This is a genomic window from Streptomyces olindensis (genome assembly GCF_040645895.1).
Lineage (GTDB): Bacteria > Actinomycetota > Actinomycetes > Streptomycetales > Streptomycetaceae > Streptomyces > Streptomyces olindensis.
On record NZ_JBEYZD010000011.1, the window covers coordinates 18,080 to 40,185 of the forward strand.

25 protein-coding genes are annotated in these 22,106 nt (G+C 69.7%); 6 read left to right on the top strand and 19 right to left on the bottom strand.

The genetic code is table 11. The features are described 5' to 3' along the window. Positions 1-154: 154 nt before the first annotated feature. From ABZ948_RS09005 to ABZ948_RS09015, 3 genes are all read right to left on the bottom strand, one after another. Positions 155-478 (bottom strand): STAS domain-containing protein, encoded by a 324-nt coding sequence (locus ABZ948_RS09005; RefSeq protein ID WP_003993003.1) that lies wholly within the window; start codon positions 476-478, stop codon positions 155-157. Positions 479-628: 150 nt separating this feature from the next. Continuing rightward, entirely contained in the window at positions 629-1,477 is an 849-nt protein-coding gene (locus ABZ948_RS09010) for a 3-hydroxyacyl-CoA dehydrogenase family protein (protein WP_359758262.1), read from the bottom strand. Positions 1,478-1,603: 126 nt separating this feature from the next. Continuing rightward, positions 1,604-2,245 (bottom strand): TetR/AcrR family transcriptional regulator, encoded by a 642-nt coding sequence (locus ABZ948_RS09015; RefSeq protein ID WP_359758263.1) that lies wholly within the window; start codon positions 2,243-2,245, stop codon positions 1,604-1,606. Between the two features lie 80 nt (positions 2,246-2,325). Here ABZ948_RS09015 and ABZ948_RS09020 point away from each other — a divergent pair, with 80 nt between their 5' ends. Genes ABZ948_RS09020 through ABZ948_RS09030 form a run of 3 tightly spaced genes read left to right on the top strand, consistent with a single transcriptional unit; the run spans position 2,326 to position 4,462 of the window. Continuing rightward, complete coding sequence (locus ABZ948_RS09020; protein ID WP_359758264.1) at positions 2,326-3,108, top strand: ABC transporter ATP-binding protein; 783 nt, start codon at positions 2,326-2,328, stop codon at positions 3,106-3,108. Positions 3,109-3,126: 18 nt separating this feature from the next. Further along, positions 3,127-3,876 carry an ABC transporter permease gene (locus tag ABZ948_RS09025; protein ID WP_359758265.1) on the top strand — a complete coding sequence of 250 codons (750 nt, stop codon included), beginning with the start codon at positions 3,127-3,129 and terminating at the stop codon, positions 3,874-3,876. A gap of 13 nt (positions 3,877-3,889) precedes the next feature. Beyond that, positions 3,890-4,462 carry a cob(I)yrinic acid a,c-diamide adenosyltransferase gene (locus tag ABZ948_RS09030; protein ID WP_359758266.1) on the top strand — a complete coding sequence of 191 codons (573 nt, stop codon included), beginning with the start codon at positions 3,890-3,892 and terminating at the stop codon, positions 4,460-4,462. A gap of 113 nt (positions 4,463-4,575) precedes the next feature. On the opposite strand, the gene ABZ948_RS09035 is transcribed toward ABZ948_RS09030, so the two are convergent. Together ABZ948_RS09035 and ABZ948_RS09040 are read right to left on the bottom strand one after the other, a co-directional pair. Continuing rightward, positions 4,576-4,764, bottom strand: coding sequence for a DUF5708 family protein (locus ABZ948_RS09035; protein WP_359758267.1), 189 nt, complete (start codon positions 4,762-4,764; stop codon positions 4,576-4,578). After that, complete coding sequence (locus tag ABZ948_RS09040) at positions 4,761-5,342, bottom strand: hypothetical protein (RefSeq protein WP_359758268.1); 582 nt, start codon at positions 5,340-5,342, stop codon at positions 4,761-4,763. Before ABZ948_RS09040 ends, ABZ948_RS09035 begins: the two co-directional genes overlap by 4 nt. A 152-nt stretch (positions 5,343-5,494) precedes the next feature. Here ABZ948_RS09040 and ABZ948_RS09045 point away from each other — a divergent pair, with 152 nt between their 5' ends. The 3 genes from ABZ948_RS09045 (at position 5,495) to ABZ948_RS09055 (ending at position 9,263) form a co-directional block, all read left to right on the top strand. After that, positions 5,495-6,679: a sensor histidine kinase gene (locus tag ABZ948_RS09045; protein ID WP_359758269.1), complete on the top strand. Its 1,185-nt coding sequence runs from the start codon at positions 5,495-5,497 to the stop codon at positions 6,677-6,679. Next, entirely contained in the window at positions 6,676-7,317 is a 642-nt protein-coding gene (locus ABZ948_RS09050) for a response regulator (RefSeq protein ID WP_359758270.1), read from the top strand. Before ABZ948_RS09045 ends, ABZ948_RS09050 begins: the two co-directional genes overlap by 4 nt. Positions 7,318-7,439: 122 nt before the next feature. Beyond that, positions 7,440-9,263: a glycosyl hydrolase family 18 protein gene (locus ABZ948_RS09055; RefSeq protein WP_359758271.1), complete on the top strand. Its 1,824-nt coding sequence runs from the start codon at positions 7,440-7,442 to the stop codon at positions 9,261-9,263. A 35-nt stretch (positions 9,264-9,298) separates the two neighbouring features. On the opposite strand, the gene ABZ948_RS09060 is transcribed toward ABZ948_RS09055, so the two are convergent. The 14 genes from ABZ948_RS09060 to ABZ948_RS09125 form a co-directional block, all read right to left on the bottom strand. After that, positions 9,299-9,745: a DUF2550 domain-containing protein gene (locus ABZ948_RS09060; protein WP_031117494.1), complete on the bottom strand. Its 447-nt coding sequence runs from the start codon at positions 9,743-9,745 to the stop codon at positions 9,299-9,301. 130 nt (positions 9,746-9,875) lie between these two features. Further along, complete coding sequence (locus tag ABZ948_RS09065; RefSeq protein ID WP_102908178.1) at positions 9,876-10,253, bottom strand: F0F1 ATP synthase subunit epsilon; 378 nt, start codon at positions 10,251-10,253, stop codon at positions 9,876-9,878. A 131-nt stretch (positions 10,254-10,384) separates the two neighbouring features. Next, complete coding sequence (gene atpD / locus ABZ948_RS09070) at positions 10,385-11,821, bottom strand: F0F1 ATP synthase subunit beta (protein WP_359758272.1); 1,437 nt, start codon at positions 11,819-11,821, stop codon at positions 10,385-10,387. Positions 11,822-11,824: 3 nt separating this feature from the next. Continuing rightward, positions 11,825-12,739, bottom strand: coding sequence for a F0F1 ATP synthase subunit gamma (locus tag ABZ948_RS09075; RefSeq protein ID WP_359758273.1), 915 nt, complete (start codon positions 12,737-12,739; stop codon positions 11,825-11,827). Positions 12,740-12,759: 20 nt separating this feature from the next. Beyond that, a complete protein-coding gene (gene atpA, locus ABZ948_RS09080; protein ID WP_359758274.1) occupies positions 12,760-14,349 on the bottom strand; it encodes a F0F1 ATP synthase subunit alpha in 1,590 nt (529 codons plus the stop codon). Positions 14,350-14,473: 124 nt separating this feature from the next. Beyond that, positions 14,474-15,289, bottom strand: coding sequence for a F0F1 ATP synthase subunit delta (locus ABZ948_RS09085; protein ID WP_359758275.1), 816 nt, complete (start codon positions 15,287-15,289; stop codon positions 14,474-14,476). Then, positions 15,286-15,834, bottom strand: a complete 549-nt coding sequence (locus tag ABZ948_RS09090; protein WP_031117488.1) for a F0F1 ATP synthase subunit B — start codon at positions 15,832-15,834, stop codon at positions 15,286-15,288. The genes ABZ948_RS09085 and ABZ948_RS09090 overlap by 4 nt, the downstream gene beginning before the upstream one ends. Before the next feature lie 39 nt (positions 15,835-15,873). Next, entirely contained in the window at positions 15,874-16,110 is a 237-nt protein-coding gene (locus ABZ948_RS09095) for an ATP synthase subunit C-like protein (RefSeq protein WP_010040161.1), read from the bottom strand. A gap of 78 nt (positions 16,111-16,188) precedes the next feature. Then, positions 16,189-17,004 carry a F0F1 ATP synthase subunit A gene (atpB, locus tag ABZ948_RS09100; RefSeq protein ID WP_489455174.1) on the bottom strand — a complete coding sequence of 272 codons (816 nt, stop codon included), beginning with the start codon at positions 17,002-17,004 and terminating at the stop codon, positions 16,189-16,191. Positions 17,005-17,229: 225 nt separating this feature from the next. Beyond that, positions 17,230-17,667, bottom strand: coding sequence for a Cg1360 family ATP-synthase-associated protein (locus ABZ948_RS09105; protein WP_359758276.1), 438 nt, complete (start codon positions 17,665-17,667; stop codon positions 17,230-17,232). Between the two features lie 298 nt (positions 17,668-17,965). Next, the gene (locus ABZ948_RS09110) at positions 17,966-19,312 is read right to left on the bottom strand and encodes an MraY family glycosyltransferase (protein ID WP_359758277.1); all 1,347 of its coding nucleotides are present in this window, start codon (positions 19,310-19,312) and stop codon (positions 17,966-17,968) included. 129 nt (positions 19,313-19,441) lie between these two features. Then, positions 19,442-20,680 (bottom strand): serine hydroxymethyltransferase, encoded by a 1,239-nt coding sequence (glyA, locus tag ABZ948_RS09115; RefSeq protein WP_359758278.1) that lies wholly within the window; start codon positions 20,678-20,680, stop codon positions 19,442-19,444. An 87-nt stretch (positions 20,681-20,767) separates the two neighbouring features. Further along, positions 20,768-21,448, bottom strand: a complete 681-nt coding sequence (locus tag ABZ948_RS09120; protein WP_359758279.1) for an arsenate reductase/protein-tyrosine-phosphatase family protein — start codon at positions 21,446-21,448, stop codon at positions 20,768-20,770. After that, positions 21,445-22,092 carry an L-threonylcarbamoyladenylate synthase gene (locus ABZ948_RS09125; protein ID WP_190055023.1) on the bottom strand — a complete coding sequence of 216 codons (648 nt, stop codon included), beginning with the start codon at positions 22,090-22,092 and terminating at the stop codon, positions 21,445-21,447. The genes ABZ948_RS09120 and ABZ948_RS09125 overlap by 4 nt, the downstream gene beginning before the upstream one ends. Positions 22,093-22,106: the final 14 nt, after the last annotated feature.

A 22,106-nucleotide genomic window follows, 5' to 3' on the forward strand; every position in this document is an offset into this window, starting at 1 on the left:
CAGCCGAACCCTAAACCTTCGCACAGTATCTACGACAGTCCGGGGTACCGCGCCGTCCGTAACGTCACGGTCTCGTGAGGATTGTGCGCGTCGCACGATTCGACGATGTCCGTCCGGGTCTCCCCGGTCGCCCGGTTCACACCCGTACACGGCGTCACACGCGAGGTAGCGTCTCCACCCCGATGCCCCCCTCGATCGCCAGGATCCGGTGCAGGCGAGTGGCCACCAGCAGGCGCTGCATCTGCGGCGGTACGCCGCGCAGCACCAGACGCCGGCCGCAGCGGCCGGCCCGCCGGTGGGCCCCCATGATCACGCCCAGTCCGGTGGCGTCCCAGGAGTCCAGTTCGGACAGGTCCAGCACCAGGTCACCGACTCCGTCGTCGACGGCCGAGTGCAGGACCGTACGGGCGTCCGCCGCGCTCCGGACGTCGAGGCGGCCCCCGACGACCAGCTCGGCGTGGTCGCCCCTGATGTGCATATGCGCTCCCCGTGCGTGCGAATCGTGCTCCGCGTTCTGGTTTTGGGTGATGCAACCTCTGACTGTGTGGAGGAGTCAGAGGTTGCTTCTTGTAAGCGAACCGATACCGAATTCACCCCGGGGTGTGATGGCCCCGGGGCATGTGCGGTTTCAGTGCTTGTAGAAGCCCTGCCCGCTCTTGCGTCCGATGTCACCGGCGTCAACCATCCGGCGCATCGACTCGGGAGCGGCGAACTTCTCGTCCTGGGACTCGGTGTAGATGTTGCTCGTGGCGTGCAGCAGGATGTCGACGCCCGTCAGGTCCGCCGTCGCGAGCGGGCCCATGGCGTGGCCGAAGCCCAGCTTGCAGGCGAGGTCGATGTCCTCGGCGCTCGCCACGCCCGACTCGTGCAGCTTCGCCGCCTCGACGACCAGGGCGCAGATGAGACGGGTCGTCACGAAGCCGGCCACGTCGCGGTTGACGACGATGCAGGTCTTGCCGACCGACTCGGCGAACTCCCGGGCCTTGGCGAGGGCTTCGTCGCTGGTCTTGTAGCCGCGGACCAGCTCGCACAGCTGCATCATCGGCACCGGTGAGAAGAAGTGCGTGCCGACGACCCGCTCGGGGCGCTCCGTCGCGGCCGCGATCTTGGTGATCGGGATGGCGGAGGTGTTGGAGGCGAGGATCGCCTCGTCCTTCACGATCTTGTCGAGCGCGCGGAAGATCTCGTGCTTGACCTCGAGCTTCTCGAAGACGGCCTCGACGACGACGTCCGCGTCGGCCACGGCGTCCAGGTCGGTGGTCGTGGTGATGCGGGCGAGGGCGGCGTCGGCGTCGTGCGCCTCCAGCTTGCCCTTGGCGACGAACTTGTCGTACGACGCCTTGATGCCGTCGGTGCCCCGCTTGAGCGCCTCGTCGGTGACGTCACGCAGGACCACGTCCCAGCCCGCCTGTGCGGAGACCTGGGCGATGCCGGATCCCATGAGGCCGGCTCCGATGACGGCGAGCTTCCCTGCCACTGTGCGACTCCCCTGACGCGCTGCTTATGTCTGCCTCTCCGGCGGACACTAGCGGTCGTCAGGGCCCGTGTGACCAGTAAGTAATGCGCGTCACGTCTCACATGACGGACATCACACCGGCAGGTGTCATTCGGCGCCTCGGACGGCGTAGTTGAGCACCTTCTCGCTCAACAGCTCCTCGATGTCGTCGAGGAGCCCGAGCATCTCGCGGGACACTTCGTCCGGGTTGCGCCCCTGGGTCATCTCGCGGCCGATCGCGACGAACACGGTGCCGTGGACCCAGCAGATCTGACCGGCGATCAGCCGCGGCAGCGGGTCGGCGGCGTCGGCGTGGGTCTCTTCGCGGAGGGTCGCCTCCAGCTTCTCCTGGACCTCCTGCTGGATGCGCCAGAGCCGGGAGCGCAGCGGCGGCGCCTCGTCGATGCAGCGCATGAAGCGGTCGTAGCCCTCGATGAGGCCCATCCGGGGGGAGACGGCCTCGATCTCGGCGCGCAGTTCGCGCAGCACCGCCCGGGCGGCCGACTCCCCCTTGTCGCGGCCGCGCACCCAGCGCGAGAGCCGGTCGACGACCCCCGCGGAGCGGTCGAAGAAGAGGTCCTCCTTGGCCGGGAAGTAGTTGTAGACGGTGTTCACGGAGACGTCGGCCGCCTCCGCCACGTCCGCCATCGTCACGGTCACGAACCCGCGCTCCAGGAACAGCCCGGTGGCGATGTCGGAGATGCGCTGCCTGGTCTCTCGCTTCTTCCGTTCCCTGAGTCCCTCGGCCATGTCCGAATCCTAACTTCCCTGGGGGCAGGCAAATTTTGGGGCCGTTGCAAAATTTAAGGGACTCTGTTTTTCTGGACGGCATGGCAATCATCAGTACGGCCGGTCTGGCCCGTACCTTCCCGACCAAGCACGGCCCCGTGGAGGCGGTGCGCGGCATCGACCTGACCGTCCGCCCGGGCGAGATCCTCGGCTTCCTCGGCCCGAACGGGGCCGGCAAGACCACGACCCTGCGGATGCTGACGACCCTGCTGGCACCGACGGGCGGCGCCGCCAGCGTCGCGGGCCACGACCTGGCGACCGACCCGGCCGGGGTGCGGCGGGCCTGCGGCTACGTGGCGCAGTCCGGCGGGGTCGATCCGCAGATCAGCGTGCGCGAGGAGCTGGTCACCCAGGGGCGCCTGTACCGGCTGACCAGGGCGCGGGCCGCCGAGCGCGCCGAGGAGCTGGCCCGCGATCTCGGGCTCACCGAGCTGCTCGACCGCAAGTGCGCCGCGCTCTCCGGCGGGCAGCGGCGCCGGCTGGACATCGCCATGGCGCTCACCCACCGCCCGGAGGTGCTGTTCCTGGACGAGCCGACGACCGGTCTCGACCCGGGCAGCCGCGCCGACCTGTGGGACCTGGTCCGGCGCCTGCGCGACGAGCACGGCACGACGGTCTTCCTGACCACCCACTACCTCGACGAGGCCGACGCCCTCTCCGACCGGCTGGTCGTCGTCGACCGGGGCGTGGTCGTCGCCGAGGGCACGCCGAGCGCGCTGAAGTTGCGGTACGGCGGCTCGGTCGACGCCACGCTGCAGGACACGTTCCTCGCCATCACCGGCCGCAGCGCCGCCCCCGCCGACCAGACCCCCGTCGCCGTATAGGACGGGAGAGGACTCCTGATGCTGTTGCACGACACCGCCCTCATCTACGGCCGCTATCTGCGTCAGTCCCTGCGGTCCCGCTTCGCGCTGCTGTTCGGCGTGCTGATGCCGCTCCTCTATCTCCTCTTCTTCGGTCCGCTGCTGACCGACCTGCCGCTCGGCGAGCGAGGCAGCTCCTGGCAGGTGCTCGTCCCCGGGCTGCTGTGCCAACTCGGCCTCTTCGGAGCCTCGTTCGCGGGCTTCGCGATCATCATCGAGAAGGGCCAGGGGGTGGTCGAACGCATGCGCGTCACCCCGGTGAGCCGGCTGGCCCTGCTGCTCGGCCGGGTGCTGCGGGACGCCACGGTGTTCGTCTTCCAGGCCGTGCTGCTGGTGCTGGCGGCGGTGGTGATGGGCCTGCGGGCACCCCTCGCCGGCGTCCTGATCGGCTTCGCCTTCGTCGCCCTGCTCACCCTGTCGCTGGCCGCGCTGTCGTACGCGCTGGCGATGCGGATGAGCACCCCGCAGACCTTCGGCCCGGCGATCAACGCGCTGACCCTGCCGTCGATGCTCCTGTCCGGCCTGATGCTGCCGATGACGCTGGGTCCGGACTGGCTGGACGTGCTCTCCCACTTCATGCCGTTCCGCTATCTGGTGGACGCGGTGCGGGACGCGTACGTGGGCTCGTACGCGAGCGCGCACATGCTGTACGGCGCCCTCGTGGCCGTCGCCTTCACCGCCCTGTCCGTGACAGTCGGCACACGCGTGTTCCGAACGGCCGGGGCGTAACTACGCTGGCCGCATGGTCAATCTGACGCGCATCTACACCAGGACCGGCGACCAGGGCACGACCGCCCTCGGCGACATGAGCCGGGTCGCCAAGACCGACCTGCGGATCGCCGCGTACGCCGACGCCAACGAGGCGAACGCGGTGATCGGCACGGCGATCGCCCTCGGCCGGCTGGACGAGGAGATCGTCAAGGTCCTCACCCGCGTCCAGAACGACCTGTTCGACGTGGGAGCGGACCTGTCGACGCCGGTGGTGGAGAACCCCGAGTTCCCGCCGCTGCGGGTCGAGCAGTTCTACGTCGACAGGCTGGAGGCGGACTGCGACCGCTTCAACGAGCAGCTGGAGAAGCTCCGCTCCTTCATCCTCCCGGGCGGCGCGCCGGGCGCCGCCCTGCTCCACCAGGCCTGCACGGTCGTCCGCCGGGCGGAACGCTCGACGTGGGCGGCCCTGGAGGCCCACGGCGACACGATGAACCCCCTCACGGCCACCTACCTCAACCGCCTCTCCGACCTCCTGTTCATCCTGGCCAGGACGGCGAACAAGGAAGCCGGAGACGTGCTGTGGGTCCCCGGCGGCGAACGCTGACCCCTCCGACCCCCTGCCGGGGGTCCGGGGGTCGCCCCCGGGAGACACAGCATCCTGGCGAGGACGGCGAACAAGGAGGCCGGGGACGTGCTGTGGGTGCCGGGCGGGGAGCGCTAGGTTCTGCCCCGCGCCGCGTGCCAGAGGCCGTTGGCGGAGAGGACCCCGCCGACGATCATCATCACGATGCCGACCTTGGTGAGGGTGACGACGGGGACGTCCACGTCGCCGGTGAACCGCCACAGCGCGAGGCCGATCAGGAACGTGGCGACGCCTTCTGTCGCGTACTGCTTCGCCTTGCTCATCGGTGGAGCCTCTCCTTCGGTGTGGTGACCGCCTCCGGCTCCCCGGCAGGAGCCTTCCGCGGCCAGATCAGGTAACTCAGCGCGACCAGTCCGTGGATCCCGGCCGCACGCCAGGCCACATAGCGCCAGCTCTCCAGGGAGGTCACGCGGCTCGGGTCGTCCACGTACCAGATCGCGAGCTGCAGGAGCACGGTCGCGACGGCGGCCCCGATCACCGTGCCCATCCAGACCTTGCCCTCGTGACGGGCCCGGGGCATGCCGTACTGCGGCGGCTTCCGCGGCGGCGGTGCCCCGCCGAAGCGGTGCGCGGCGTGGCCGTCGAGCCACTTCACGGTGCGGTGGCCGTGCCCGACGGTGTAGCCGATGTACAGCGCGGCCAGCCCGTGCGTCCAGTTGGGATCCGCGCCGTTCTTCAGGTCCAGCGCGGTGGCGACCAGCAGCACGACCTCCAGCAGCGGCTCGCACAGCAGCAGCGCCAGCCCCGTGCGCGGCATGCGCAACACATAGCGGAAGGCCAGGCCGGCGGCCAGCAGCACCCAGAAGCCGATCTCACAGGCAGCGATCAAGGCGACGATCACGGTTCGCTCCTCTCGGTCACCCTTCCAGGCTCCCGGGCGGCCCGGCCGGAATCGTCGTCGCGACTGACGAACCCGCGGTACATCGAAAGATGCAGTCCAGGACCCGTCGCGGGAAGCACGCGAGGGGCCAGGCGGCCGTGTTGGATGGTGCCATGGCCGCACCACTGCCCCGCCCCCGCCGCTTCGACGTCTACGTCGCGCTCGGCGGTCTGCTCGGCGGACTGCTGCTGTGGGGCGTCGGCCTGGCCACCCGCCCGCACACCGAGCCGTACGTGCTCCTGCCCGGACGCTGGCCGGTGCTGCTGCCGCTGCTCGTCATGACCGGCTGCGAGCTGCTGCGCCGCGGCGCCCCCCGCGTCGCCCTGCTGATCGGCACGCCCGCGCTCGTGCTGGACCTCGTCACCCAGGGCAACCTGGTCACGTTCCTGATGTACACCGACCTGATGTACGCGGCCGTCCTGTACGGGCCGCCCGCCTCGGCCCACCGCATCCCGCGGATCACCGGGCTGCTCTCGCTGGCCGCGACCGTGGTGCCGTTCGCGGTGTGGCGGGAGCCCGAGGCGCTGCTGATCGGCGTCGTCACCGGCCTGGTCACCTTCGGGCCCGCCTCCACCGGACTGATCGTCCGCAACCACCGCGACGCCGCCGAGGCGGCCCGGCTGCGCGCCGAGCAGACCGCGCTGCTCGCCGAGATGGACCGCACCCAGGCCGTCACCGCCGAGCGCGCCCGGATGGCCCGCGAGCTGCACGACATGGTCGCCAACCACCTGTCGGCGATCGCCATCCACTCCACCGCCGCGCTCTCCCTGGACGACCCGAAGACCTCCCAGGAGGCCATGGTGGTGATCCGGGAGAACAGCGTGGCGGGACTGTCGGAGATGCGGCGGCTGATCGGCATCCTGCGCGACTCCAGCGGAGACACCGAGCCGGTCGCGGCGCCCACCCTCGACGGACTCGGCGCCCTGGTCGAGGGCGCGCGCACCAACGGCCTCGACGTCACCCTGGACGCCGAACCGGCCGACGTCCCGGCGCCCGTGGAACTCGCCGCCTACCGCATCGTCCAGGAGTCCCTCACCAACGCCCTCAAGCACGCCGGCCCCGGCCGGGTCGCCGTGTCCCTCGGCCGGCGCGACGGGCTGCTGACCGTGGCGGTGACCAGCCCGTACGGCGACCGGGACGGCCCCACCGCCCCCGGCTCCGGCGCCGGTCTGGTCGGCATGCGGGAACGCGCCGCGCTGCTCGACGGCACGTTCGAGGCCGGCCCCGAGGACTCGCCGGACGGCAAGATCTGGGTCGTACGCGCGACCCTGCCCGTGACCGAAGGAGAACCCGAATGATCCGCGTCCTGGTCGCCGAGGACCAGTCCGCCGTCCGCGCCGGCCTGGTCCTCATCCTGCGCAGCGCGCCCGACATCGAGGTGGTCGGCGAGGCGGCGGACGGCGAGCAGGCGGTGGCGCTGGCGCGCGAGCTGCGGCCGGACCTGGTGCTGATGGACGTTCAGATGCCCCGTCTGGACGGGGTGTCGGCGACCCGACAGGTGGTCGCGGAGCGGCTCGCGGACGTGCTGGTGCTGACCACGTTCGATCTCGACGAGTACGTCTTCGGGGCGCTGCGGGCGGGCGCGTCCGGCTTCCTGCTCAAGAACACCGAGGCGCGGGAGTTGCTGGAGGCCGTACGGACGGTGGCGCGCGGGGAAGGGCTGATCGCGCCGGCCGTGACCCGGCGGCTGATCGCGGAGTTCGCCGCGAAGCCCGCGCGGGAGCCCGCGGCCGACCCGGCGGTCCTGGACCGGCTGACCCGGCGCGAGCGCGAGGTGCTGTCCTGCCTGGGCGAGGGCCTGTCGAACGCGGGCATCGCCGAGCGGCTGGAGATGGCCGAGGCGACCGTGAAGACCCATGTCAGCCGCCTGCTGGCGAAGCTGGAGCTGCGCAGCCGGGTGCAAGCGGCGGTGCTGGCGCAGGAGTTGGGGCTCTGACCCGACTCGGGCGCGGTGGTCCAGACCTATTGACCGGTGGTCCAGACCTTTCTATTCTCACGGCACCATGAGTGGGCGTGAGGCTCAGTCACGCCCCCACAACTCCATCGAGGAGGCGCAGCATGCGCTTCAGACACAGAGCCGCGGCAGGGTTCGCGACCCTGTTGCTCCCCTTCGCCGGCCTCGTCGGCCTGGCGAGCCCGGCCCAGGCCGCGACGTCCGCCACCGCCACCTACGCCAAGACCCAGGACTGGGGCTCCGGCTTCGAGGGCAAGTGGACGGTGAAGAACACCGGCACCACGACCCTCAGCTCCTGGACCGTCGAGTGGGACTTCCCCTCCGGTACCTCCGTCACCTCCGCCTGGGACGCCGACGTCACCTCCTCCGGCACCCACTGGACCGCGAAGAACAAGTCCTGGAACGGCACCCTCGCCCCCGGCGCGTCCGTCTCCTTCGGCTTCAACGGTTCCGGCTCCGGCTCCCCCGCCAACTGCAAGCTCAACGGCGGCAGCTGCGACGGCGGCACCACCGAGCCCGGCGACAGCGCCCCGAGCGCCCCCGGCGCCCCCACCGCCTCCGGCATCACCGACACCTCGGTGAAGCTGACCTGGTCCGCCGCCACCGACGACAAGGGCGTCAAGAACTACGACGTCCTGCGCGACGGCACCAAAGTCGCCACCGTGACGACGACCTCGTACACGGACACCGGCCTGACCAAGGGCACGGACTACTCCTACTCCGTCCAGGCCCGGGACACCGCCGACCAGACCGGCCCGGTCAGCGGCGCCGTACGGGTCCGCACCACCGGCGGCACCACCGAGCCGCCCACCGGCGACAAGGTCAAGCTCGGCTACTTCACCGAGTGGGGCGTCTACGGCCGCAACTACCACGTCAAGAACCTGGTGACGTCGGGCACCGCGTCGAAGATCACCCACATCAACTACGCGTTCGGCAACGTCAAGAACGGCCAGTGCACCGTCGACGACACCTACGCCGCCTACGACAAGGCGTACACCGCCGACCAGTCCGTCTCCGGCACGGCCGACACCTGGGACCAGCCGCTGCGCGGCAACTTCAACCAGCTGCGGCAGCTGAAGGCGAAGTACCCGCACATCAAGGTGCTGTACTCCTTCGGCGGCTGGACCTACTCCGGCGGCTTCGGCCAGGCGGCGCAGAACCCGGCCGCGTTCGCCAAGTCCTGCAAGGCCGTCGTGGAGGACCCGCGCTGGGCCGACGTCTTCGACGGCATCGACATCGACTGGGAGTACCCGAACGCCTGCGGCCTGACCTGCGACACGTCCGGCCCGGCGGCCTTCAGGAACCTCTCCCAGGCCCTGCGTGCCGAGTTCGGCCCGAACTACCTGGTCACCGCCGCCATCACCGCCGACGGCTCCTCCGGCGGCAAGATCGACGCGGCCGACTACGGCGGCGCCGCGCAGTACCTCGACTGGTACAACGTGATGACCTACGACTACTTCGGCGCCTTCGACAAGGACGGCCCGACCGCCCCGCACTCCCCGCTCACCTCGTACCCCGGCATCCCGCAGGCCGGCTTCAACTCGGCCGACGCGATCGCCAAGCTGAAGGCGAAGGGCGTCCCGTCCGCCAAGCTCCTGCTCGGCATCGGCTTCTACGGCCGCGGCTGGACCGGCGTCACCCAGTCCGCCCCGGGCGGCTCGGCTACCGGCGCGGCTCCGGGCACCTACGAGGCGGGCATCGAGGACTACAAGATCCTCAAGAACTCCTGCCCGGTCACCGGCACGATCGCCGGCACGGCGTACGCGCACTGCGGCGGCAACTGGTGGTCGTACGACACCCCGGCGACCATCGCGGGCAAGATGAGCTGGGCCAAGAACCAGGGCCTGGGCGGCGCGTTCTTCTGGGAGTTCAGCGGCGACACCGCCAACGGAGAACTCGCGACCGCGATCGACAGCAGCCTGAAGTAGGCCGGATCAGAGAGAAGTTCGAAGGGTCGTAGACCCTAGGCGACATTGACGCGCTGACCAGGCGGGGCTGCCTCAAGCCACGCGAGAAACCCGGTCAGCGCGTCTTCGCTCATCGCGAGCTCGAGACGCGTGCCCCGGTGCAGACAGGCCAGGATCACATGGTCGGACAGGAGCGCCAGCTCCTCCTCGCCCTCCGGGACCCGGCGGCCGGCCACCTCGATCGCGGAACGCTCCAGGATGCGGCGGGGCCGCGGCGAGTACGAGAAGACGCGGAACCACTCCACGCGGTCGCCGTTGTACCGGGCCACCCCGTACGCCCAGCCCTTGCCGTTCGTGTCGCCGTCCGCGGGCGCGTCCCAGCGCAGGCTCGCGTCGAACGTGCCGCCCGAGCGCTGGATGAGCCGGCGGCGCAGACCGAAGACGAACAGTCCCACCACCACGAGGGCCACGACAATTCCGCACACAGTCAGAGCGAGGACCATCGACACCGACCTCCTCGTCTCCTAGGTAACGGAACGTAAAAAACACCCACATCCACCTCAGCCGCGGCTGGGTCCGGATTACTCCGGTACCCAGCCGCGGCTGAGTGACGTCATCACACGGCTGACGGGGTCAGCGGGCCGCCGTCGCAGCCCGCAGACGGACGTCCGCGCGGCGCCGGGCCTCCGCGTCGTCCTCCGCCTTCGCGCGCTCCAGCTCCTGCTCGGCGCGCTGGACGTCGATCTCGTCCGACAGCTCGGCGACTTCGGCCAGCAGGGAGAGCTTGTCGTCGGCGAACGAGATGAATCCGCCGTGGACCGCGGCGACGACCGTCCCGCCCTCGCTCGTGCGGATGGTCACCGGGCCCGACTCCAGCACACCGAGCAGCGGCTGGTGACCGGGCATGACGCCGATGTCGCCGGACGTGGTGCGCGCGACGACCAGGGTGGCCTGGCCGGACCAGACCTCACGGTCGGCCGCGACCAGCGCGACGTGCAGCTCAGCAGCCAAGGGTGGCTCCTCGGGTCACCACCCGGCGGGGGTGCCGGGTGTGGGTTACAAGTCTAGTGGGCGTGACGGAGGGGGCGGGACGAGCCCCGCCCCCTCCGGTGTGAGCACGAGGCTCACGTCGAGCGCGAGGCTCAGGAGACGCCCAGCTCCTTCGCGTTCTTCTTCAGGTCCTCGAGACCACCGCACATGAAGAACGCCTGCTCCGGGAAGTGGTCGTACTCGCCGTCGCAGATCGCGTTGAACGCGGCGATCGACTCGTCCAGCGGCACGTCCGAACCGTCCACGCCGGTGAACTGCTTGGCGGCGTGGGTGTTCTGGGACAGGAAGCGCTCCACGCGACGGGCACGGTGGACGACGAGCTTGTCCTCCTCGCCGAGCTCGTCGATACCGAGGATCGCGATGATGTCCTGCAGGTCCTTGTACTTCTGCAGGATGTTCTTCACGCGCATCGCGGCGTTGTAGTGGTCCGCCGAGATGTACCGCGGGTCGAGGATGCGGGACGTGGAGTCCAGCGGGTCCACGGCCGGGTAGATGCCCTTCTCGGAGATCGGACGGGACAGCACCGTCGTCGCGTCGAGGTGGGCGAAGGTGGTGGCCGGGGCCGGGTCGGTCAGGTCGTCCGCGGGGACGTAGATCGCCTGCATCGAGGTGATCGAGTGACCACGGGTCGAGGTGATGCGCTCCTGGAGGATGCCCATCTCGTCGGCCAGGTTCGGCTGGTAGCCCACCGCGGAGGGCATACGGCCGAGCAGGGTCGACACCTCGGAACCGGCCTGGGTGAAGCGGAAGATGTTGTCGATGAAGAACAGCACGTCCTGCTTCTGGACGTCACGGAAGTACTCCGCCATCGTCAGGCCGGCCAGGGCCACGCGCAGACGGGTGCCCGGGGGCTCGTCCATCTGGCCGAAGACCAGGGCGGTCTTGTCCAGAACGCCGGACTCTTCCATCTCCGCGATGAGGTCGTTGCCCTCACGGGTGCGCTCGCCGACGCCCGCGAAGACGGAGACGCCCTCGTGGAGGTTGGCGACACGCATGATCATTTCCTGGATCAGCACGGTCTTGCCGACACCGGCACCACCGAACAGACCGATCTTGCCGCCCTTGACGTACGGGGTGAGCAGGTCGACGACCTTCAGGCCCGTCTCGAACATCTCGGTCTTCGACTCGAGCTGGTCGAACGCGGGGGCCTTGCGGTGGATGGACCAGCGCTCGCCGTCGTGCGTCTCGTCGCTGTTCAGCACCTCACCGAGGGTGTTGAACACCTTGCCCTTGGTGAAGTCGCCGACCGGGACGGTGATGCCCGCGCCGGTGTCGGTCACCGGGGCCTGGCGGACCAGGCCGTCGGTGGGCTGCATGGAGATCGCGCGGACCAGGCCGTCACCCAGGTGCTGGGCGACCTCGAGGGTCAGCGTCTTCTTCTCGCCCGCGTTCGCCGGGTCGGCGACCTCGACATGGAGGGCGTTGTAGATGTCCGGCATCGCGTCGACGGGGAACTCCACGTCGACGACCGGGCCGATGACCCGCGCGACGCGGCCCGTCGCCGTGGCCGTCTCAACAGTGGTGGTCATTTGTCAGTCACTCCCCGCGGTCGCGTCGGCCAGGGCACTGGCGCCACCGACGATCTCGCTGATTTCCTGGGTGATTTCGGCCTGGCGGGCCTGGTTGGCAAGCCGGGTGAGGGTCTCGATGAGCTCTCCGGCGTTGTCGGTCGCCGACTTCATCGCGCGCCGCGTGGCGGCGTGCTTGGAGGCGGCCGACTGGAGCAGCGCGTTGTAGATGCGGCTCTCCACGTAGCGCGGCAGCAGGGCGTCCAGGACGTCCTCCGCCGACGGCTCGAAGTCGAACAGCGGGAGGATCTCGCCCTTGGGCTTGGCCTCCGCCGCCACCTCGTCGAGGCTGAGCGGCAGCAGCCGCGCCTCGATCGCCGTCTGCGTCATCATCGACACGAACTCGGTGTAGACGATGTGGAGCTCGTCCACGCCGCCCTCGGCCGTCTCCGTCTCGACGGCCTCGATCAGCGGGGCCGCGACCTTCTTGGCGTCCGCGTACGACGGGTCGTCGGTGAAGCCCGTGAACGACTCCACGATCTTGCGCTCGCGGAAGTTGTAGTGGGCGACACCACGGCGGCCGACGATGTAGCTGTCGACCTCCTTGCCCTCGGCCTCAAGCTTCGCCGTGAGCTTCTCGGCGGCCTTGATGGCGTTGGAGTTGAAGGCGCCGGCCAGGCCGCGGTCGCTCGTGAGGAGCAGGACCGCGGCACGGGTCGGGTTCTCCGGCTCCGTCGTCAGCGGGTGCTTGGTGTTCGATCCGGTGGCCACCGCCGTGACCGCCCGGGTGAGCTCGGTCGCGTACGGCGTGGACGCCGCCACCTTGCGCTGCGCCTTGACGACGCGCGAGGCGGCGATCATCTCCATCGCCTTCGTGATCTTCTTGGTCGCGGAGACGGATCGGATGCGACGCTTGTAGACCCGGAGCTGGGCTCCCATGAGTCAGGTCCCTTCCGTCGTCACTTGCCGGCAGCCGGGGCGTCCTCGCCGAGCAGCTTGCCGTCGGAGGTCTCGAACTGCTTCTTGAACTCCGCGATGGCGTCCGCCATGGCCTGGAGGGTGTCGTCCGACATCTTGCCGCCCTCGCGGATGGAGGTCAGCAGGCCCTGCTCCTTGCGGTGCAGGTAGTCCAGCAGCTCCTTCTCGAAGCGGCGGATGTCGGCGACGGGGACCTCGTCCATCTTGCCGGTGGTGCCGGCCCAGATGGAGACGACCTGGTCCTCGGTGGCCATCGGCTGGTACTGCGGCTGCTTCAGCAGCTCGACCATGCGCTGACCGCGCTCCAGCTGCGCCTTCGACGCGGCGTCCAGGTCGGAACCGAAGGCGGCGAACGCCTCCAGCTCACGGAACTGGGCGAGGTCCACACGCAGACGGCCGGACACCTGGCGGATCGCCTTGTGCTGGGCGGAACCACCGACTCGGGAGACGGAGATACCGACGTTCAGCGCGGGGCGCTGACCGGCGTTGAACAGGTCCGACTCCAGGAAGCACTGGCCGTCGGTGATGGAGATGACGTTGGTCGGGATGAACGCCGACACGTCGTTGGCCTTGGTCTCGACGATCGGCAGACCGGTCATCGAGCCGGCGCCCATCTCGTCGGAGAGCTTGGCGCAGCGCTCCAGCAGCCGGGAGTGCAGGTAGAAGACGTCACCCGGGTAGGCCTCACGGCCCGGCGGGCGGCGCAGCAGCAGCGACACGGCGCGGTAGGCGTCGGCCTGCTTCGACAGGTCGTCGAAGATGATCAGGACGTGCTTGCCCTCGTACATCCAGTGCTGGCCGATGGCCGAACCGGTGTAGGGCGCCAGGTACTTGAAGCCGGCCGGGTCGGACGCCGGGGCGGCGACGATGGTCGTGTACTCCAGCGCGCCGGCCTCCTCCAGAGCGCCGCGCACGCCGGCGATGGTGGAGCCCTTCTGGCCGATGGCGACGTAGATGCAGCGGACCTGCTTCTTCGGGTCGCCCGAGCGCCAGTTGTCGCGCTGGTTGATGATCGTGTCGACGGCCAGGGCGGTCTTGCCGGTCTGGCGGTCACCGATGATCAGCTGACGCTGACCACGGCCGATCGGGGTCATCGTGTCGACGGCCTTGTAGCCGGTCTCCATCGGCTCGTGCACCGACTTACGGGCCATGACGCCCGGGGCCTGCAGCTCCAGGGCGCGACGGCTGTCGGTCTCGATCTCGCCGAGGCCGTCGATCGGGTTGCCGAGGGGGTCGACCACGCGGCCGAGGTAGCCCTCGCCGACCGCGACGGACAGGACCTCGCCGGTACGGCTGACCGGCTGCCCCTCCTCGATGCCGCTGAACTCGCCGAGGACGATGGCACCGATCTCGCGCTCCTCGAGGTTGAGGGCGAGGCCGAGGGTGCCGTCCTCGAACTTCAGCAGCTCGTTGGCCATGGTCGAGGGCAGGCCCTCGACCTTCGCGATGCCGTCGCCGGCAAAGGTGACCGTACCGACCTCCTCGCGCGAGGCCGCGTCCGGCTTGTACGCCTGGACGAAGTTCTCCAGCGCGTCCCGGATCTCCTCCGGCCGGATCGTGAGCTCCGCCATCTGGGTTCCCTGCTCTCCTTGTTGGGCCCGAAGTTTCTTAGGGGGTCTGGGGGCGACCCCCAGGATTCTTCTGCACGGCCCAACCAGGGCCGTCGTAAGTACGTTGTGCCTATTGAGTTGCTGCTCAGCCGGTGAGCCGGCGGCCGGCGTCCTCGATGCGGTCCGCGAGGGAGCCGTTGATGACCTCGTCGCCGACCTGCACCCGCATGCCGCCGAGGACCTCGGGGTCCACGTCCAGGTTGAGGTGCATCCGACGGCCGTAGAGCTTCGCGAGGGCGTCGCCCAGGCGCTGCTTCTGCAGGTCGCTCAGCGGAACCGCCGAGGTGACGATGGCCACCATGCGGTCCCGGCGCTCGGCGGCGAGCTTGGACAGGGACTCCAGTCCCGACTCCAGGCTACGTCCCCGCGGCGCGGTCACAAGGCGCGTCACCAGACGCTCGGTGGCCGACTGCGCCCGGCCGCCGAGCAGGCTGCGCAGCAGCTCGCTCTTGGCCGAGGTGGTGGCCTTCCGGTCGGTCAGCGCGGCGCGCAGCTCGGTGCTGCCGGAGACGATCCGGCCGAACCGGAACAGCTCGTCCTCGACGTCGTCGAGCCGGCCCGACTTCTGCGCGGCGGTGAGGTCGGCGGTGTTCGCCAGCTCCTCGATCGCGTCCACCAGGTCGCGCGAGCGCGACCAGCGGGAGCGCACCATGCCGGCCACCAGGTCCACGGCCGGGCCGCTGACCTGGGTGCCGAGCAGGCGCTGGGCCAGCTCGGCCTTGGCCTCTGCGGCCTGCGCCGGGTCGGTGAGGACCCGACGCAGCGACACCTCGCGGTCGAGCAGCGCGGTGACGGCGGCCAGCTCGTCGGCGAGCGAGCCGGCGTCCACGGACGTGGAGTCCGTCAGCGCGTCGAGACGCTCTCGTGCGGCTGCCAGGGCCTCGCGGCTCGCTCCGTTCATCGGCCGGCCTCGGCCTTCTCCTCGAGCTCGTCGAGGAACCGGTCGATGACGCGGCTCTGGCGGGCGTGGTCCTCGAGGGACTCGCCGACGAGCTTGCCGGCCAGGTCGGTGGCGAGCTTGCCGACGTCCTGGCGCAGCGCGGACGCGGCCGCCTTGCGGTCGGCCTCGATCTGGGCGTGACCGGCGGCGACGATCTCCTCGCGCTGCCGCTGGCCCTCGGCCCGCATCTCGGCGATGAGGGCGGCACCCTGCTCCTGCGCCTCCTGGCGCAGACGCGCGGCCTCGTGCCGGGCCTCGGCGAGCTGTGCCTTGTACTGCTCAAGGACGCTCTGGGCCTCGACCTTCATGGTCTCGGCCTCTTCGATACCGCCTTCGATCGCCGCGCGGCGCTCCTCCAGAACCTTGTTGATGTTCGGAAGCAGCTTCTTCCAGAAGAAGAAGAACACGATGGCGAAGGCGATGGTGCCGACGAGCAGCTCGGGGCCCGGAGGAACGAGCGGGTTCTGCTCTTCCTCGGCCGCCAGCTGCACCAGGTTGGCGATCACATCAGTGCCTTTCGTCGAAACGTGTCGGTGAGCAGGTAATTACTGACCGAACACGAACGGCATAACGATGCCGATGAGGGCGAGCGCCTCACAGAAGGCGAAGCCCAGGATCTGGTTGGCGCGGATCAGGCCGGCGGCCTCGGGCTGACGGGCCAGGGCCTGGGTGCCGTTGCCGAAGATGATGCCGACGCCGATGCCGGGGCCGATGGCGGAGAGGCCGTAGCCGATGGAGCCGAGCGAACCGGAGACAGCGGCGAGGGTCTCAGTGGCAGCCATGCTGAATCTTCCTTCTCTTTCACGGACCGGCGGGGGTTGGCCACCGGACGTTCTTGGGATTTGCGGGGGCGGAGGGGCTCAGTGGTGCTCGGCCAGAGCGCCCTGGATGTACGTGCAGGCGAGGAGTACGAAGACGTACGCCTGGACGGCCTGCACGAAAAGCTCGAAGACGATCATGGCCATGGTCATCACGAAGGAGATACCGGCCGCCGGGATCATCCAGCTGTTGAGCAGGTACCAGGAGGCGACGGTGAACATGACCAGCATCAGGTGGCCGGCGAACATGTTGGCGAACAGTCGCACGGCGTGCGTGAACGGCCGGACCAGCAGGTTCGAGAAGAACTCGATGACCATGACGAGCGGCAGCACCGGGCCGAGCGACTTGTCGTAGCCGGTGATGTTCTTGAAGAACCCGACGAAGCCGTGCCGCTTGAAGGTCAGCGAGACCCAGGTCACGTAGACGACCGCGGCGAGGACCGCCGGGAAGGCGATGACCGACGACACCGGGAACTGGGCCAGCGGGATCACGGACCAGATGTTCATGATCCAGATGAAGAAGAACAGCGAGACCATCAGGGGGACGTACTTCTCGCCCTCCTTCTTGCCGAGGGTCTCGTAGACGATGCCGCGGCGGACGAAGTCGTAGCCGGCCTCACCGACCATCTGCAGCTTGCCCGGCACCACCTTGGCCTTGCCGAAGGCCGCCCAGAAGAAGCCGATGACGAGGATGGTGGTGATGATGGCGAGCAGCATCACCTTGTTGAACTCGAACCCCCCGACCGTGGCGATCGGCTTGAAGAGGAACGAGTGCAGGCCCGGTGCCGGAAAACCACACCCGTCGGACATGATCCGACAGCTCCAGTCGAAGGCGAGCTGGGTCTGGTCAGCACTCACCGCGGGCTCCTTCGGTGTGACGCATAGGTACGGCAACCTCGTTGTGTCGGCGCGGCGCGCAGCCGCGGATCGGCACCGGACTGGTGTTACGGATGTGAGGGCGGCTGGGGGGCATCGAGCCTCGCGTTCGAGCAGGCGTCAGCTCAGATGCCCGCGCCCGCGATGCCGCAGTTGGCACCGGACGATAGCAGGAGTTCTCCGTGCTCTTTATCGCGCCCCTACTCGTCACGACGACGACCCGGTCTTCTCGGGATTCTCGCTCTTCTCGGAGTCCGGGTCGACGTAGAAGATCTTGGCCTTCATGTGCGCACGCGCCTGCGCGGCCATCCACACGACGGTCGCGACGACGAGCCCGATGGCGAACGCCTTCGCGTTGAAGAGAGAGGTGTCCTTGAAGAGGGCGACGAAGATCAGGAGAAGCAGCAGCTGGGCGACATAGAGCATCAGCCCCATGGCCTGGAACAACTGCGGGAGCGTTTTTGCCGTCCACTGGAGGACGTACAGACCGATCCCCATGAAGAGGATGGCCAGCAGTGCGCCGACGCCGGCTCCGATGGCCCCCTTGCCTCCGACCACCACGCCACTGACGGCGGCCGCGACCACACCGGCAGCCGCTGTGGGCACAGCGCACTGCAGAAGGTTCCGGGCGTCATTGGACGGCATGGCGGCAACTCCGCTTTCGCAGGGGGCAGGGGTGTCGTCATGGACGAGCGTAGTCCCGGGCTGAGTGGAGACCTCACGCCAATGAACCGTCGCACTACGGTCCTTCGGCTCTATCCGGGGGGTTCTCGTGAACCGTATCACAAACTATTTGATGCAGTCTTTACCTGGGGGTGTGCGGACAGTCACACATGAGAGTGAACATGCGCGTCTGAGCGAGAACGCCGCCGACATGTCTGGTATTGGGGCGCTTCGCACCCCCATCGCCACCCCACGACTTGGCAATGCTCTAGTCAGATTCTTACCTTGTCCCGGCCTTGCGCCGATCGGCCAGACGCGAACGGGGGCCGATGGCGGTCGCCCCGTTGACACCGGAGACCCCGGAGACCACGGGCGTGCGGCTCTCGGAACCCACCGCGGCGGGCTGCTCGGCGGCGGACGCCGGCGTCGAGGCCTCGGGCGAGAGCGCCGGGACCGCGCCGCGGCGCCGGTAGCGCGGCGGCACGAAGCGCTCCATCCAGCGCGGGGCACGCGGCGTGAAGCGCGGCAGCAGGAGCAGCCCCAGACCGATCGCGCTGAGGAACACGATGCCCAGCACGATCCACATGGACGCCGAGTTCACCGAGTAGGCGAGCGCGCCGAAGGCGATCAGCGCCGACCAGAAGTACATGATCAGCACCGCGCGGCTGTGCGAGTGGCCGATCTCCAGCAGCCGGTGGTGCAGGTGGCCCCGGTCGGCGGCGAACGGGGACTGGCCGCGCCAGGTGCGGCGCACGATGGCCAGGATCAGGTCGGCGGCCGGCACCGCGATGATCGTCAGCGGCAGCAGCAGCGGGATGTAGACCGGGACCGTCTGGTGCACGGCCTCCTTCTCCGACCCCACGTACAGGTTGAGCGCGTCCGGGTCGACCTGCCCCGTGATGGAGATCGCGCCGGCTGCCAGCACCAGGCCGATCAGCATCGAACCCGAGTCGCCCATGAAGATCCGCGCCGGGTGCATGTTGTGCGGCAGGAAGCCCAGGCACATGCCCATCAGGATCGCCGAGAAGAGGGTGGCGGGGGCGGCGGCCTCGATGCCGTACGAGTACCAGATGCGGTAGGCGTACAGGAAGAACGCGGTGGCCGCGATGCAGACCATGCCGGCCGCGAGGCCGTCCAGGCCGTCCACGAAGTTGACCGCGTTGATGGTGATGACGACCAGCGCGACCGTCAGCAGGGTGCCCTGCCACTGGGTGAGCGCCACCGAGCCGACGCCCGGGATCGGCAGCCACAGGATCGTCAGACCCTGTACGACCATCACGCCCGCGGCGATCATCTGTCCGCCCAGCTTGATCAGGGCGTCGATCTCGAACTTGTCGTCCAGCACACCGATCAGCCAGATCAGCGCCGCCCCGGACAGCAGCGCCCGGGGTTCGTTCGACGTCTCGAAGACCTGGTTGAGGTTGGTCAGGTGGTCGGCGACCAGCAGCCCCGCGCACAGGCCGAAGAACATCGCGATCCCGCCGAGCCGCGGAGTGGGCTCCCGGTGCACGTCACGTGCCCGGATCTCCGGCATCGCTCCGGCCACGATCGCGAACTTCCGTACCGGCCCTGTCAGCAGATACGTCACCGCGGCCGTGATGCAGAGCGTCAGCAGGTATTCACGCACGGGCTTCCCCACAGGTCTCGCTGGCCATCTCAGCCCCACACCCTAGCGATGCGCGCATATGGGTGGGGACTTCCGGGTAGCGACGATGGTTGCACGAGTGGCTGTGCACCCTGGTGCGCTTACCCCGACTCAGCGCGGATACGGCGGAAATCCACCGGCCAGCTCCCGCACTTCTTCACGGGCCCTCGCGGTCTCCGTCACGCCCCTGAGCACCCCCGCGAGCAGCTTGGCGATCCGTGCCATCTCCGCCTCGCCCATGCCCTGCGTGGTGATCGCGGCCGTGCCCAGGCGCAGTCCCCGGGCGTCGCCGTGCGGCAGCGCGCAGCAGTCCAGGACCAGGCCGGCGGCGGCGAGACGGCCCCGGGCGGTGCGGCCGTCGACGCCGAGGGGCGCCGGGTCCGCGGTGATCAGGTGGGTGTCGGTGCCGCCGGTGGTGACGACCAGGCCCTCGGCGGCCAGCCGTGCCGCGAGAACCCTCGCATTGGCGACCACCTGATGGGTGTACGCGGCGAACGCCGGTGTTGCCGCCTCCCCGAACGCGACCGCCTTGGCGGCGATGGTGTGCATCTGGGCGCCGCCCTGTGTGAAAGGGAACACGGCCCGGTCGACCCGCTCGGCCAGTTCCGCCCGGCACAGGATCATGCCGCCGCGCGGGCCGCGCAGCACCTTGTGGGTGGTCGCGCAGACGATGTCCGCGTACGGAACCGGATTGGGCGCCGCTCCCCCGGCGACGAGCCCGATGGGGTGCGCGGCGTCCGCGATGAGGTACGCGCCCACCTCGTCGGCGACCTCGCGGAAGAACGCGTGGTCGAGGTGGCGCGGGTAGGCGATCGAGCCGCACACGATCGCCTTGGGCCGGCGCGTGCGGGCCAGGGTGCGCACCTGCTCGTGGTCGACGAGCCCGGACTCGGCCTCCACGCCGTAGCCGACGAAGTCGAACCAGCGGCCGGAGAAGTTGGCGGGCGAGCCGTGCGTGAGGTGCCCGCCGTGGGGCAGGCCGAGGGCGAGGACGGTGTCGCCGGGGCGCAGCAGGGCGGCGTAGGCGGCCAGCACCGCCGAAGAGCCCGAATGGGGCTGGACATTGGCGTGCTCGGCCCCGAACAGGGCCTTGGCGCGGTCGACGGCGATGCGTTCGGCGACGTCGACGATCTCGCAGCCGCCGTGGTGGCGTGCCCCCGGGTAGCCCTCGGCGTACTTGTTGGCGAGCGGCGAGCCGAGGGCGGCCAGCACGGCCGGGGAGCTGAAGTTCTCGGCGGCGATCAGCTGGAGCGTGGTCGCCTGCCGCTCCCGTTCCCCGAGCAGGACGTCGGCGAGCTCGGGGTCCTGGTGGCGCAGGACGTCGGCCTCGATGGCAGGGATGACCGTCATGGTGGGCTCCGGGCGACGTGCTTCTGGGCGGTTCGCCGTGGTGACGTACGACCAATGTAGGCCCGAGGCCCCGGGGGCGCTCGGTCGTTACGTCCGTGCGGGGACGCCCGTGAGTGCCGTGACGACCGGGTCGAGCGACTGGTGTATCTCGTCCCCGATCGACCGGAAGAACGTCAGGGGCGCCCCGTACGGGTCGTAGACCTCGTCGGCCTCGGCGTTCGGGGCCAGGAGCCACCCGCGTAGAGCGGCCGCGGCGCGGACCAGGGCGCGCGCCCGGACGACCACGCCCTCCTCCAGGGGAGGGAGGGTCGCCGGGTCGATGGCCTTGACCAGACGGGTGAACTCCTTGAGCGTGAAGGTCCGCAGGCCCGCCGAGTGGCCCATGGAGATGACCTGCGCCCGGTGGTCGCGGGTGGCGGTCAGCACCAGGTCGGCCCGGATCACGTGCTCGTCGAGGAGCTCGCGCCCGGTGAAGCCGGAGGCGTCCGCGCCGAAGTCGGCCAGGACGGTCTCCGCGTGGGACTCCATGGGCGCGCCCTCGTGGCCCCAGGTGCCCGCGCTCTCCACGATCAGCCCGCCGCCCAGGATGCCCAGCCGCTCCTTGACGAAATGGCGGGTCAGCCGCTCGGTGATGGGTGAGCGGCACACGTTGCCGGTGCTGACGTGGAGGATGCGGAAGCTGTCGCGCGGCAGTCCCACGAAGGTCGTCGTGATCTCCGCCGCGCTTTCCCCGTTGCCTATGCCACGCCCCGCCTCAGGGGCCGTCAATTCGCCACCTCGAGGTCGGGTACGACCTTTCGCAGCTCGTCCGCCGAGAGGGCACCGGCACGCAGGAGCAGCGGCACCTCACGGGTGACGTCGACGATCGACGACGGGACGTTGCCGGGGGTCGGTCCGCCGTCCAGGTAGACCGAGACGGAGTCGCCGAGCATCTCCTGCGCGGCGTCGCAGTCCTCCGGCGCCGGGTGGCCGGTGAGGTTCGCCGACGACACGGCCATCGGGCCGACCTCGGTGAGCAGCTCGATGGCGACCGGGTGCAGCGGCATGCGCACGGCGACGGTGCCACGGGTGTCCCCGAGGTCCCACTGCAGGGACGGCTGGTGCTTGGCGACGAGCGTGAGGGCGCCCGGCCAGAAGGCGTCGACCAGTTCCCAGGCCAGCTCGGAGAAGTCCGTGACGAGCCCGTGCAGCGTGTTCGGGGAGCCGATGAGGACGGGGGTGGGCATGTTGCGGCCCCGGCCCTTGGCCTCCAGCAGGTCGGCGACGGCCTCCGAGGAGAACGCGTCGGCGCCGATGCCGTACACCGTGTCCGTCGGCAGCACCACGAGCTCGCCACGGCGGACGGCGGACGCTGCCTCGCGCAGACCGGTCACGCGGTCGGTCGCGTCGTTGGTGTCGTATCGCCGTGCCATCTTTAGCTGGCCTC